Annotated in this window: 13 protein-coding genes; 8 read left to right on the top strand and 5 right to left on the bottom strand. The window is 70.3% G+C overall.

Going from position 1 to position 13701, the window contains the following annotated elements; all coding sequences use genetic code 11:
* Nucleotides 1-10: 10 nt before the first annotated feature.
* From ASF23_RS10845 to ASF23_RS10835, 3 genes are all read right to left on the bottom strand, one after another.
* Complete coding sequence (locus ASF23_RS10845) at nt 11-1471, bottom strand: aspartate ammonia-lyase (RefSeq protein ID WP_055953312.1); 1461 nt, start codon at nt 1469-1471, stop codon at nt 11-13.
* Between the two features lie 284 nt (nt 1472-1755).
* Nucleotides 1756-2049, bottom strand: coding sequence for a hypothetical protein (locus ASF23_RS10840; RefSeq protein ID WP_055952890.1), 294 nt, complete (start codon nt 2047-2049; stop codon nt 1756-1758).
* Nucleotides 2046-3302, bottom strand: coding sequence for an inorganic phosphate transporter (locus ASF23_RS10835; RefSeq protein ID WP_082474031.1), 1257 nt, complete (start codon nt 3300-3302; stop codon nt 2046-2048). Before ASF23_RS10835 ends, ASF23_RS10840 begins: the two co-directional genes overlap by 4 nt.
* A gap of 139 nt (nt 3303-3441) precedes the next feature.
* Here ASF23_RS10835 and ASF23_RS10830 point away from each other — a divergent pair, with 139 nt between their 5' ends.
* The 6 genes from ASF23_RS10830 (at nt 3442) to ASF23_RS10805 (ending at nt 10291) form a co-directional block, all read left to right on the top strand.
* Complete coding sequence (locus ASF23_RS10830) at nt 3442-5130, top strand: cation:proton antiporter (RefSeq protein ID WP_055952885.1); 1689 nt, start codon at nt 3442-3444, stop codon at nt 5128-5130.
* Between the two features lie 108 nt (nt 5131-5238).
* A complete protein-coding gene (locus ASF23_RS10825) occupies nt 5239-5559 on the top strand; it encodes a DUF6507 family protein (RefSeq protein WP_055952882.1) in 321 nt (106 codons plus the stop codon).
* Nucleotides 5552-7429 (top strand): alpha/beta hydrolase, encoded by a 1878-nt coding sequence (locus ASF23_RS10820; RefSeq protein WP_055952879.1) that lies wholly within the window; start codon nt 5552-5554, stop codon nt 7427-7429. Before ASF23_RS10825 ends, ASF23_RS10820 begins: the two co-directional genes overlap by 8 nt.
* Nucleotides 7430-7432: 3 nt before the next feature.
* Nucleotides 7433-8056, top strand: coding sequence for a hypothetical protein (locus ASF23_RS10815; protein ID WP_055952876.1), 624 nt, complete (start codon nt 7433-7435; stop codon nt 8054-8056).
* Nucleotides 8057-8101: 45 nt separating this feature from the next.
* Nucleotides 8102-8701 carry a hypothetical protein gene (locus ASF23_RS10810; RefSeq protein ID WP_055952873.1) on the top strand — a complete coding sequence of 200 codons (600 nt, stop codon included), beginning with the start codon at nt 8102-8104 and terminating at the stop codon, nt 8699-8701.
* A gap of 87 nt (nt 8702-8788) precedes the next feature.
* Nucleotides 8789-10291, top strand: coding sequence for an ABC transporter permease (locus ASF23_RS10805; RefSeq protein WP_055952870.1), 1503 nt, complete (start codon nt 8789-8791; stop codon nt 10289-10291).
* Nucleotides 10292-10302: 11 nt separating this feature from the next.
* Here ASF23_RS10805 and ASF23_RS18565 read toward each other — a convergent pair whose 3' ends face one another.
* A complete protein-coding gene (locus ASF23_RS18565; RefSeq protein WP_162236754.1) occupies nt 10303-10839 on the bottom strand; it encodes an 8-oxo-dGTP diphosphatase in 537 nt (178 codons plus the stop codon).
* Nucleotides 10840-10941: 102 nt separating this feature from the next.
* Between ASF23_RS18565 and ASF23_RS10795 the strand changes: the two genes are divergently transcribed.
* Entirely contained in the window at nt 10942-11292 is a 351-nt protein-coding gene (locus ASF23_RS10795) for a hypothetical protein (RefSeq protein ID WP_055952864.1), read from the top strand.
* A gap of 67 nt (nt 11293-11359) precedes the next feature.
* Nucleotides 11360-12250, top strand: a complete 891-nt coding sequence (locus ASF23_RS10790) for an aminodeoxychorismate lyase (protein ID WP_055952861.1) — start codon at nt 11360-11362, stop codon at nt 12248-12250.
* A gap of 64 nt (nt 12251-12314) precedes the next feature.
* Here ASF23_RS10790 and ASF23_RS10785 read toward each other — a convergent pair whose 3' ends face one another.
* Nucleotides 12315-13517: an amidohydrolase gene (locus ASF23_RS10785; protein ID WP_055952858.1), complete on the bottom strand. Its 1203-nt coding sequence runs from the start codon at nt 13515-13517 to the stop codon at nt 12315-12317.
* Nucleotides 13518-13701 lie beyond the last annotated feature (184 nt).

The raw sequence follows: 13701 nt of genomic DNA, 5'->3' as shown, positions 1-13701 counted from the left end.
GGCCGGGCCCCTACTCCTTCTCGCGGGCCGCGGCGTCGAGCATCGCCTCGGTGACCACGGGGATCGCACCCGTCGCGAGCTCGATCCCGGACAGCCGCGCCGGGGACAACACGCGGTGCACCTGCGCCTCGTCCATCAGGCCCGCGGCGAGGACGAGCGTCGAGATCGGCGTCGACGTCGTCAGCGCGGTGTGCGCGATCGACGCGGCTGCCGCGTAGCCGATGTACGGGGTCAGCGCGGTGACGATGCCGACGTTCGTGTCGACCTGCGCCGCGAGCTTGGCCTCGTTCGCCTCGATGCCGGTGACGCAGTGCACCCGGAGGGTCGCACAGCCGTTCGCCATCCACTGCAGGCTCTGCAGGATCGAGTGCGTGATGATCGGCTCGAACGCGTTGAGCTGCAGCTGCCCGCCCTCGGCAGCCATGGTCACGGTCGTGTCCGCACCGGCGACCGCGAACGCGATCTGGTTGACGACCTCCGGGATCACCGGATTCACCTTGCCCGGCATGATCGAGGACCCGGCCTGCCGTGCCGGCAGGGTGATCTCGCCGAGGCCGGCCTGCGGTCCGGACGCGAGGAGCCGGAGGTCGTTGCAGATCTTCGAGAGCTTCGCCGCACTCCGCTTGACCGTGCCGGAGAGCGTCAGGAACACGCCCGCGTCACTCGTGGCCTCGATGAGGTCGGGTGCCGTCACGACGTCGATCCCGGACGCCGCGGCGAGCTGGTTCCGCACCTCGGCCCGGTACTGCGGGTCGGCCGTGATGCCGGTGCCGATCGCCGTGGCCCCGAGGTTCATCTCGGCGAGGAGCGGCACCACCTTCCGGAGCATCACGGCGTCCTCGGCGATGGTGTGCGCGAAGCCGGTGAACTCCTGCCCGAGCGTCATCGGCACGGCGTCCTGCAGCTGCGTCCGTCCCACCTTGAGGACGTTCTGGAACGCACGGCCCCGCTCCGCGAACGCGTCGCTCAGCTCGTCGAGCGCACCGGCGAGCCGACGGGTCCCGATGATCATCGCGAGCTTGATCGACGTCGGGTAGGTGTCGTTCGTGGACTGGGACCGGTTGACGTGGTCGATCGGGTGCAGAGCCTGGTAGTCGCCCTTCGGGTGCCCGAGGATCTCGAGGGCCCGGTTCGCGAGCACCTCGTTCGTGTTCATGTTCGTGGACGTCCCCGCGCCGCCCTGCACGACGTCGACGACGAACTGGTCACGGAGTGCGCCGTCCCTGACCTCCTGTGCGGCCTGGTCGATGGCGTCGGCGCGGCGGGCATCGAGGACGCCGATCGCCTTGTTCGCCCGGGCAGCGGCCTGCTTGACGGTCGCGAGGGCCTCGATGAGGTCCGGGTAGACCGAGATCGGGACCGAGGTGATCGGGAAGTTCTCGAGCGCCCGCAGGGTGTTGACGCCCCAGTACGCGTCGACGGGGACCTCGCGGTGCCCCAGGGAGTCGGTCTCGGTACGGGTGTCCACCACGGGGTGCTCCTGTCTCGCGGGACATCGTCGTCCCGCGTCGTTCGTGCGCTTGTCGGCGCGACCGACGTTACCGGTTCCGGTCGGGCGGGGCGTGCCTCCGGTCCGATCACCGGCCGTGTGTCCGGTCCGATAACCGGCCGTGTGTCCGGCGGAGGGCTGCCAGCCGGACCGGAGGCGCGCCTCCAGTCCGGTCGTCGGCCGGCAGTCCGCGGACACCCGCCTGTCGGACTGGAGGCACGGTGCACCGGTGCGCACCGCGTGCGGCGCGATCGTGGCGGGGTCGGCTAGTGGAACTGCGGGACGATGAGGTAGATGCCGTAGAGCACCACGAGCGCGCACACGACGTAGCACGCGATGGCTCCGGACCGCACGAGTCGGACCATGCCGACGGAGCTCGTCGCACCGGGGATGTCCGACGTCGACGGGCCCAGCGTGCCGTCGGCGCGGATGCTGTACTTGCCGGCCATCGCATCGGCGGCGCTCCAGAGGCGGAGTCCGACGGAGTACACGAACACCACGAAGCACGCGGAGACGACGGCGACGACCGCCACCAGGAGGAACGCACTCCAGTCGATCATCGCCGACCGCCCTTCCGCGCCGCCATGCGGCGGAGCGTCTTCTCGCGGCTCAGCGCGACACGGCGCGTCGCGACCTGCTCGGCACGCTTCCGGCGCTGCAGGTCCCGCCGCTGCTTGCGTGTGAGGATCGCGTTCGCGGCGACGTCGACCTCCATCGCGGCGGCCTGCTCGTTCGGGTTGCGCCGTGACAGGACGTACAGCCCGCCGATCACCACGACCGCGATCACGGCGTCGATGACGAGCCCGGACGTCCCGATGAGGGCGATCGCCGATGCGGCGGCGCCGACCAGTGCCGCCGCGGGGAGCGTGATGAACCAGGCGACGACGATCTTGCCCGCGGTCGACCACTGGATGCGCGAACCACGACGGCCGAGACCGGCACCGATGATCGACCCGGACGACACCTGCGTCGTCGAGAGGGCGAACCCGAGGTGGCTCGACGCGAGGATCGTGGCGGCGGTGGAGGCCTCGGCCGCGAAGCCCTGTGTCGCGCGGATGTCGATGAGCCCGGACCCGAGCGTCCGGATGATGCGCCAGCCGCCGGTGTAGGTGCCGAGCGCGATCGCCATGGCGCAGGCCACGACGACCCAGAGCTGCGGCCCGGAGTTCGTCGACTGGAACCCGCCGGCGATGAGCGTGAGGGTGATGACACCCATGGTCTTCTGTGCGTCGTTCGTCCCGTGCGCCAGCGAGACCATCGACGAGGTGAAGATCTGCCCGATGCGGAACCCGCCACGTTCGTTCGGGAACACCGGGCGCTTCGTGACGCGGTAGGCGATGCGGGTCGCCAGGAGCGACACGAGTGCCGCGATCACGGGCGACAGGAACGCGGGGATGATCACCACCGCGAGCAGTGAGGCGTAGTTGACCGACCCGAACCCCGCGCCGACGATCGCGGCACCGATGAGCCCGCCGAACAGTGCGTGGCTCGACGACGACGGGAGCCCGCGGAGCCACGTGATCATGTTCCAGGTCACGGCACCGATCAGGCCCGCGAAGATCATCGCGGGGGTGATGGCGACACCGCCGTCGCCCTCGTTGATGAGCCCGTGCGAGATCGACGTCGCGACCTCTGTGCTGAGGAACGCTCCGACGAGGTTCAGCACCGCAGCGACAGTCACCGCGACCTTCGGCTTCATGGCGCCGGTTGCGATCGGGGTCGCCATCGCGTTGGCAGTGTCGTGAAAACCGTTTGTGAAGTCGAAGAAGAGGGCCAACGCGATGACCAGGACGACTATGAGCGTGAGATCCACCGCGGAGGAGTCTCCCAGGTGAACCGCTCGATGGCAACCTGGACGCGCAACTCGCTGTTCACGGTCCGTTCACCCGCGACGTTGCTCGTCGCACGGCTCTGCGAGGATGGACATCCGACCTGAGAGGACCCACTGCCGGATGGACATCGCAGAACTGCTCGTCGTGCTGGTCGTGTCCCTGGCGATCACCGGGTTCGCCCGGGCGAAGAACCTGCCCGCGCCGCTCCTCGTGACCGCGGTCGCGCTCGCCGCGTCGTTCATCCCCGGCATCCCGCACACCGAGATCGACTCCGACGTCATCCTCGAGATCGTCCTGCCGCCGCTGCTGTACTCGGCCGCGCTCGACGTGTCCTGGCAGAGCTTCCGGAAGTCCGCGCGCCAGATCCGGCGGCTCGGCATCGTGCTCCCGATCGTCACCGCGATCGTCGTCGGGTTCGTCGCGTACGCGCTCATCCCGGACATGTCGCTCCCGGCCGCGATCCTGCTCGGCGCGGTGGTCGCCCCGCCGGACGCCGTCTCCGCCGCGGCGATCGGCCGGAAGCTCGGGCTCCCCCGGCGCGTGATGGACGTGCTGTCCGGCGAGAGCCTCATCAACGACGCGTCATCGCTGACGCTCGTGCGCGTGTTCACGCTGATCATCGCCGGCGCGGGGCTCACCTGGGTGCAGGACCTCGGCATCTTCGGGCTCGCCATCGGTGTGGGCCTCGTCGTGGGCGGCGTGCTCGGCGTCGTCGTGCACTGGATCCAGATGCGGATCAACGACCCGATCGTGGAGACGATCATGAGCATCCTGCTCCCGTTCGTGGCCTACATCCTCGCGGAGGACCTCTCCGGCTCCGGCGTCATCGCGGTCGTCACGGCGGGCCTCTACATCGGCTTCAACTCGCCGAAGGGGAGCTACGCGACGCGGCTGCAGGAGCGCCCCCTGTGGACGAGTGCCGACGTCATCCTCGAGGGCTTCGTGTTCGCGCTCATCGGTCTGCAGCTCCGCGACGTCGTCCAGAGCACGATCGAGAGCGACCGCAGCCTCTGGCAGAGCGTCGGTGTCGCCTTCGTGGTGCTCGCCGTCGTCATCCTGGTGCGGCCGGTGTTCGTGTTCCTGTCGTACTACCGCCGACGGGTCAACGGGCGGTGGCTCCGTCCGAGGGTCGTCCGGATCACCCGCCGTCGGAAGTGGTTGCGCTGGCTGCGGGGCACCCGAGAGCCGTACATGTCCTGGCGCGAGCTGACCGTCGTCTCGTGGACGGGCATGCGCGGCGTGGTGACCCTCGCCGCGGCGGTCTCGGTCGTCAACTCCCCCACCGACATCCCGGCGCAGGACACCATCTTCCTCATCGCGTTCGTCGTGACGGTCGGCACCCTGCTCATCCAGGGCCTGACGCTCCCCGCCGTGATCCGGCGACTGGACGTCCGCGACCCACTCGAGGGCGAGCGCGACATCGCCGACGAGCTGGCGCTCTCCCGCCGCACCACCTCCGCCGCGCTCCGGCTCATCGACGAGCGCCACGAGACGTGGGCGTCGCAGTTCGGTGAGGAGGCGGTGGCCGCGTCCGTCGGTCGGCTCCGGACCCGCCTCGAGCGGCAGGCCGACGACTTCCGGCGCGAAGCCGAGGACGAGGAGGACGAGGCCGCCAGGGGCCCTGCTCGCCTCACCGCGGCGCAGGTGCAGGTGATCCGACGGGAACTGCTCGACCGCCGTCGCGAGGTCGTGCTCGAGCAGCGCGAGGAGGGGAACCTCGACGAGGAGGTCATGCGGCGCGTGCTCGTGACCCTCGATGCGGAGGAGCTCGCCATGGACTCGTCACAGGCCGGGCGCTCGCGCTCCTGACTTCTCCACACCCGGTCCCTCCGGGTTGACACATCAGATACACCTGCTGGAATACTGGGCACCGCACGCGAAGCGGGTCGCGTGCTGAGTCCGATCCCAGGGGGTGTCATGGGCGCGATGTGGAGCATCGACGTCGTCGCGGTGGAGGACGTCGTCCGACGGACGGCGAGCGCCGGAGGCGACCTGCAGGATGCCGCGGTCGAGGTCGACCTCGCGCTGACCGAGGTGCAGGACGCAGTCGGCCAGACCACCTGTGCGGGAGCCGCTCGGTCGTTCGTGGCCGCTCGGCGAGACGTCGCGATGGCAGCCGCCGGGCGCGTGTCCGAGGCGCTGCTCGCGACGTCCGTGGCGATGCAGGCGTTCATCACGGCTGACGAAGCGATGGCGGACACCGCGTCGGAGCGATCATCGGCAGTGCGGCGTGGCTGACCGGCTCGTGGCGGAGCGGCTCGTCGCGGCGTCCGACCTGCCGACCGTCGCGGCGGTGGCCGACACCGTCAGTGCGGCGGCGGACGGACTGCGATCGTCGACGGCACGGGCCGCGCAGGCCGGTCGTGACGCGGCGAGCGCCTGGGGCGGCGTCGGGGTCGCGATGCGGTCCCCCGGCGTCACCGAGCGGCTCCCGTCGGCGCTGCACACCGTGCCCACGACGACCCGCGCCCTCGCCGACGGCGGCGGCGCGGTCGCGACGGCACTCGAGACGTTCGCGGAGGCCGTCGGCGGTGTCCGTCGGACTCGGTCGCGGCTTCTCGCCGACATCGAGGAGCTGCACACGCGGATCCGGCGCGAAGCGATCGGGGACGGCTCCGTCCCCGCGGAGTACGCCGTGCTGAACGAGGAGCTCCTCGACGACGCCCGGCGGTTGCGGCGACGATGGCGAACGGCTCAGGACGACCTCGCCGCGGCGTTCCGAGCGCACACGTCCGGCGGAGGCCAAGCGTCCGACGGCTTCCAGCTGCCGGGGGCCGCATCCGTGCCGGTCCTGCTGCGGCGGATCGACTTCGGGGCGACCGTGGCGCGGTTCGACTCCCTCGCACGGCTCCCCCTGCTGGCGGCACTCGCGTCGCACGGCAGGGGCGCGATCGCTCGGTGGCGACGCACGCATCCGGATGCATGGGCGAGCATCATGGCCGATCCGCCGTCGACCAGGACCGTGTCGGCGTGGTGGGGCGCACTCGATGCCGGGCAACAGGAGGCGCTCGCGCTGGGTGCGTCGGTGTTCATCGGCAACCTCGACGGGGTGGCCTACTTCGATCGCGGGGTCGCGAACGAGCACAGCGTGCGCGTTCGACTTCGTCGGTACGAGGAACTCCGACGCTCGTTGGCGGTGCATGCCCACTCCGCTGCGGAGGCGGAGGAGTATTCGCGGCTCTCTGCGATGGCACCCGCATTGCAGGCGCTCAGTGACACGCTCGAGCACGGGTCGAATCGAGCGCACCGGACGATCGTGTCCTTGACGCTCGGCCGACCGGTGCTGGCCGCCGTCGCGATCGGCAACATGGACACGGCCCGGAACATCACGGTCGCCATACCCGGGATGGGCGCCACGGTCGCCGGAGGCATGGTCGGTTGGGCGGGAGCCACGACCAACCTGCTTCGTGCACAGCGCGCAGCAGCTCTGTCCGTCCACACCGATCCCGACGTCGCCACGGTTGCCTGGATCGGGTACGACACCCCGGCGGCGGCACCCGACCTCACGGAGGTGCTCTCATCCGCCAAGGCGAAGACGGGCGCAGAGCACCTCGCGACGTTCCTCCGCGGCGTCTCGGGCACCCGGCACTGGTCCGGGGGCGAGAACCTCTCTGTGGTCGCGCACTCCTACGGCACGACCACAGCGACGCTCGCCGTCCAGCACACCCCCGTCGCGAACCTGACCCTGCTCGCATCAGCCGGCATCGACACGAGCCTGCCGGACGTCCACGCGATCGATGTGCCCGCCAGCCACGTCTGGGCGAGTCAGGCGAAGGCCGATCACACTGCGAACCTCGGCCGTGGCGCGATCGACGTCGACGTCCCGGACCGGCTCGCCGATCGGGGATCGGCGAGCGGACACATGACCATCCAGGACTTCAGGGTCCCCCATCCGCTCGACCCCGGCACGCCCGCCTGGGGTGCTCGGACGTTCTCCTCCGACGACGCCGTGATCGAGGGCGTGCTCTACCCGGGTGCGACGGCGCATGACGCCACGTTCGGCACTTCGTCGGAGGACCACGGATACCTCGATGCTGACACGGCACCACTCCGCAACACCGCCTACACGAGCCTCGGGTACACCCCAGACGGAAAGCCGATTCCCTGACCCATGCACTCCATCCGTACCCTGCTCGCCCTCGCCGCTTCGCTGTTGATCGGCATCTCCGCCACCGGCTGCACCGCATCCGCCACCACCGAGGATCCGTCCATGCACCCGACCAGTTCATCCGCTGCCAAGGAAGCGTTCCTGTCCCTCAACGCGATCCTCGAGGACACCCAGGACGTCATCGGCGGCGACTGGCTGAACGACGACGACGTCGCGACCGAGTGCTCGCAGGCCGGCGCGCGGTGGGGCCTCTCACGATTCGGCCGTGGGATGACCGACGACGAGCGGAGGAGCGTCCTCGACGCAGTCCGGCAGCGGTGGATCGAGGAAGGGTGGACCCCGACGCTCACCCGGACGCTGCTCGGAAGCGACTCTCCCGGATTGCAGCTGCGGTACCCGGCACGTCTCTCGGTCGAGGGCGGGCTGTTCGTCGAGCTCGTGTCGACCGTCCACGCGACGACGATCTTCGCGCAGACCAGGTGCGCCGAGGGCGACGTCGATGCCCTGGACGCGAGCAGGTGGTCGGAACGACACACATCGACCCCGCCCTACTTCCCAGTGAGCGCACCGACCACACCAACTCCCACCATGCCCGCAGCGAGTGATCCCGCTCCCGAGACCGACTGACGACGAATGCGGACAGAGCACGGCCGAGAGGCCCGACCAACGAGGTTGTTCCGACCGCTGGCGCTGGGAGCACTGCTCGCAGCGACGCTCGCGGGCTGCGGCTCGGGTGCACCCCGAGAGGACATCCCGATCACACCGACGAACTCGGACCCAGCGAAGCGCGCCTTCCTGTCCCTGGACACCCTCCTCGACGACACCCAGTACCTCGTCGGGGGCGACTGGGAGAACGTCGACAGCACCGCGGAGGAGTGCGGGCCCAGAGGCGCACAGTGGGTGCTGTCGCGCCACGGGCCGGGGATGACGAAGGACCAGCGACGATCCGTCCTCGCGGCGATCCGCCAGCGGTGGGTCGCCGAGGGGTGGGATCCGACGCTCTCGCCGACGCTGACCGGAAGCGACTCCCCCGGCCAGCAGCTGCGGTGGCCGGGGAGCCGTTCCGTCGAGGGCGGCCTGTTCGTCGAGCTCGTGTCAACCGTCCACGGAACGACGATCTTCGCGCGGACGATGTGCGCCGAGGGGGACGACAAGGTGCTCACCACGAGCAGGTGGTCGCAACGACACACCATCACCCCGCCCTACATCCCCCCGACCGCGCCGACCACCCCGACTCCGACCCCCGCAGATCCGTCCGCACCCGCTGGCTGAACGCGGACGTCGACACCGCCCCACCCGCAGGACCCTGGCGTATCCTGAGCATCCGATCGATCGCAGCAGAGAAGAGGCCCGGCCCGCGTGAGCACCACCAGGAACGACGTCAAGGACGGCGACCTCGCGGGGTCGCCGGAGTCGCCGGAGTCGCCCGCAGCCAAGACCACGGCGTCGCGGTCGGTGCAGGCAACGCGTCCGTCGAAGCGCGGGTCCTCGGTGCCCAGGCGCGGCGCGAAGCTCGCGGGGTCGCGTCGTCCCGGCGGTGTCCCCGTCCCGCCGCCGCAGCACGTGAACCGCTACCGCCGCTGGTACTCGACGCTGCACCCGTCGCTCCAGCTCATCGGGCTGCAACTCTGGATGCCGCTCTTCTTCATCGTGGGCTTCTGCCTCTGCTACGTCTTCGCGTTCCACGCGCCGCACCCGCACGACGTCCCCCTCGCCGTCATCGGCGGAGACCCGACGCTGTCGGCAGCACTCGACAAGGCGCTGCCCGGCGAGTACCTCATGCACACGTACGACTCGATCGCCCAGGCCAAGCGCGACGTCCTGAACGGCACCGTCGCGGTGGCGTTCGACCCGGCGACGAACACCATCTGGAAGGCAAGCGCACACCAGTTCCAGGTGGCGAGCCTCGTCCCCGCCACGCTCTCCAGCATCATCGAAGGCGGCGGCGGGGCCGCTCCGACCGTGACCGAACTCGCGCCCCTGCCGGCGTACGACGAGTACGGCACCGTGTCGATGTACGTCATGCTCGCGTGGTGCATCGGCGGCTACATGGTCGCGATGTTCATCGGCATCATGGGCGGCCCGCTCCGCCACCGCACGCGCGTCACGGTCATCGTCGCGGGCGGTCTCATCATCTCGCTCATCACGAACACCCTCGCGGGACCCGTCGTCGGCGCGATCCACGGGCACTTCCTGCCCCTGGTCCTCATCTCGTGGGGGTGGATCGTCGCGATCGGTCTCACCGTGAACGGGCTGAGCTACTTCGCCGGGCGGTTCATCGCGGCGCCGGCGATGATCTGCTTCGTGTTCCTCTCGATGCCGTCGTCCGGTGGCGCGTACCCGAAGTGGTTCATGCCGGAGCCCTTCGCCTGGCTGAACCACGTCGTGGTCGGCTCGAGCATGGTCGACATGATCAAGCACGCGATCTACGGGGTCGGGCCCGGGTACGGCCGGGGTCTCGTCACGATGGCCTGCTACATGGCCGCGGGGGTCGTCATGATGATCCTCGGCAAGATGTGGTGGGAGCGCCGTCGGATCCGCTCGATCGTCACCGGCCGCACGACGATGTTCAACGACGCGCAGGCGGCGAACCGCGAGTTCCTCGGCAAGCAGCGCGACGAGGAGCTGTCGCGCCACGGGCTGGAGTCGACCGCGACGGGAACACTTTCTGCGATCCGCCCTGGCCAGCGCGAGGACGAGGACCGCGATCCCGGCTTCCAGGACGACCGGATGTCCGGCGACACGATCTGGGGTGGCCCGGACGGACTCGAGAACGCGCCCCTCTCGACGCGTGAGATGCGTCTGGTCCGGAGTGGCTCGGACCGGCCGGAACGCGATCGCCACAGGCACTCCGCGCGCTGAGCCGTCCCTGGTCAGGACTGCGGACGCTCGACGCCCGATCCGGAGAAGCCCGCCACGGTGGCGCAGTCCTCGGCGAAGGTGAACCGGGCATCGACGCGGCCGCCTCGGAGCACAGCCGGCAGCCAGTAGCGGGCGTCGTCCCACATCGACTCGTAGGGAACCTCGTCGACCGGGATCCACCGCGGGACGAGTTCATCGCTCCCCATCGGGTCCCCGACCCACCGCCTGGCGACGAACACGTCGGACAGCTGACTCCAGGACGGGCGGAACGGGAACCGGTAGTCGATCGTGCCCCGTGCCTCCAGTCCGGATGCCTCGATCGTGACGCCGATCTCCTCGCGCGTCTCGCGGACGGCGGTCTCGACCGCGGTCTCTCCCGCCTCGCGTTTCCCGCCGGGTCCGACGACCCGGCCCGCGCCGAGTCCACGGCGCTTCTCCCCGAGGAGGACCTCGTCGCCGTCCGGGCCGGACCGGATGAGGTAGACGACACACACCGGCGGGTGCTGGTTCTTCGAAGGATCGTGGTCGTCTGGCGGGAGTTCGTGCACCTCGGCAGTCTGCCGGACTCCCCGGTGGGCGCGCAGGGTGGAACGAGCGGTCCCCGCGCGTGGTCTAGCCTTGATCCATGGCAGGCGCACCCCGGGGTGACCATGGCTGAGTACCCGCGGACGGGGCGCAGCCTCGAGGTCATGCGTGCGGAAGCGTCCGAGGAGCTCTCGATGATCATCGAGCACCGCTGCCGCCAGGGCGATGACCCGTGGGAGTTCATGCCGATGCTCCCCACCGTCGACGAACAGGTCGTCCTGATGCTCCGCGCCGAGTTCGTCGAGGCCGAGTCGCGGATCGAGGAGCACAGCCGCTCCCGCACCATGCACCCGTCCTCCGGCTCCGGCACGGTGTACGGCGCGGAGTACCACCGGCTCCGCCGGATCGCGCTGCTCCATCCCGAGCTGTCGAACGCCGTCTGGAAGCTCATGGACTCCATCCCGAACGACCGCTGAGCGCGACCCCGCTCGCTGGAGCCCGTGGTGATCGCGCCCGCGGCGGTCCATGGGGTTGACTGAGGACATGACCGAAACCGTGCTCGCGATCCTCAACCGTCCGTCCCTCGAGGCGGAACCGCACGATCCGGACGCCGATGCGTTCGAGTTCGCAGCGGCACTCGCCGAGCACGTCCAGATCCTCGACCTCGGCGTGACCCGCGGCGACGGCATCTTCGAGACCCTGAACGTGACGGACGGCCGGCCGCAGGCACTCGAGGCACACCTGGCTCGGCTGACGAGGTCCGCCGCCATCCTCGACCTCCCCACCCCGGACCTCGACGCCTGGCGGCGGGCCATCGAGGCGGCGTGCGCGGAACTCGACCCCACCGAGGAGGCCTTCGTCAAGACCGTGATGACCCGAGGGGTCGAGGGATCCGGCCGACCGACCGGCTGGGTGTACGCCGCACCGTCGGTGGCCCATCCCGAGACCCGGACCGACGGGATCGCGGTCGTCACGCTCGACCGGGGCTACCGCCACGACGTGCAGCGGACGAGTCCGTGGCTGCTGCAGGGTGCGAAGTCGCTCTCGTACGCGGTGAACATGGCCGCGCTCCGTGAGGCGAAGCGCCGGGGTGCCGACGACGCGGTGTTCGTGTCGACCGACGGGTACGTCCTCGAGGGGCCGACCTCGAACGTGCTCCTCCGTCGGGGCGATCGACTCGTGACACCGCGGACCGACATCGGCATCCTTCCCGGCACGACTCAGGCCGACGTCTTCGTGTTCGCGGAGGAGCGCGGGCTCCCGACGTCCTACGAGCTCGTCACGGTCGACGACCTGCGGACGGCCGACGCACTCTGGCTGGTGTCGAGCGTCCGGCTCGCGGCACCGATCCGGACCGTGAACGGGGACGCGCACCCGATGGACCTGGAGCTGACCGCCGCGATGAACGACGCACTGCTGGCGCGCGAGGTGTGACCGGCTGAACAGGCGCGCCGCACGCACCCATCAGAACCGGCTGAGCGGGCGCCGCACGCACCCATCAGAACCGCGGCGACGCCACCCCGCGCATGGCCCGCTCGTCCCACTCGTAGACCGACGCGCCCTCGATCCACACCCGCAGCGCCCGCGAGGACACGTCGAGCGGGTCGCCCGACCACAGCACGAGGTCCGCGTCGAACCCGGGTGTGATCTGGCCGACGCGGTCCCCGAAGCCGAGGAACGTCGCGGGGTTCGTCGTCAGCGCTTCGAGGGCGGTCTGCCGGGGCAGGCCGTCGCGGACGGCCATCGTCGCCTGGAGCACGAGCATGTGGATCGGCACGACGGGTGCGTCGGTGGTGATCGCGACCCGGACCCCGGCGGCGGCGATCGCCGCGAGGTTCGAGATCGCACGGTCACGGAGCTCGACCTTGGACCGCGAGGTGAAGAGCGGTCCGTAGATCACCGGGATGTCCTTCTCGGCGAGGATCTCGGCGACCTTGTGCCCCTCGGTGCCGTGGTTCACGACGAGCCGGTACCCGAACTCCTCGGCGAGGCGGATGGCGGTGGCGATGTCGTCGTGACGGTGCACGTGCTGGTCCCAGGCGAGCTCGCCGTCGAGCACCCGCGCCAGGGTCTCCTTGCCGAGGTCGCGCGCGAAGGGCTCCCCCTTCGTCGCTGCTGCCGCCCGTGCCGCGCGGTAGTGGTCAGCGGCGAGGAACGCCTCGCGGATGACCTTCGCGACCCCGAGCCGCGTCGACGGGGTCTTGTCCTTGCTGCCGTACACGCGCTTCGGGTTCTCACCGAGGGCGCTCTTGACGCTGACGCTGTCCGAGATGAGCTGCTCGTCGATCGTTCGGCCGCCCCAGGTCTTGATCGCGACGCTCTGGCCGCCGATCGGGTTCCCGGACCCCGGCTTGATCACGATGCTGGTGATGCCACCGGAGAGCGCGTCGCGGAAGCCCTCGTCCTCGATGTTCACGGCGTCGATCGCCCGGACGGAGGACATGTCCGGGTTCGTCATCTCGTTCGTGTCGTTCCCGGCGGATCCGTTCGCCTCCTCGTGGATGCCGACGTGCCCGTGCGCCTCGACGAACCCCGGGAGGACCCATGCCCCGGCGGCGTCGACGACATCGACGCCGTCCGGGACCACCACGTCCGGCCCGGCGGCCTCGACGCGTCCGTCGGTGACGAGCACGACACCGTCGAACTCAGCTCCGACGACGGGGACGACATGGGCACCGGTGATGGCGAAGGATCTGGTCATGTCCCAACCGTAGCGAGCATGTCGCGTCCGCGACGCTGACGGCCTGGAGGCACGGCCCACCACTCGGACGTCGGTGCCGGCCCGGTGGGCGCCGGGTCCTGGGGCGCGGCAGACCGCGGACGGCCGCCGCGGGGCGGACAGGATGCGTGCCTCCCGGCCCGCGGAGCGCCGACCGTCCTAGGCT

The organism is Curtobacterium sp. Leaf261, assembly GCF_001422205.1.
Taxonomy (GTDB): Bacteria; Actinomycetota; Actinomycetes; order Actinomycetales; family Microbacteriaceae; genus Curtobacterium.
Note: the sequence above shows the minus strand (reverse complement) of the source record. Positions and strands in the feature narration are given on the sequence as shown.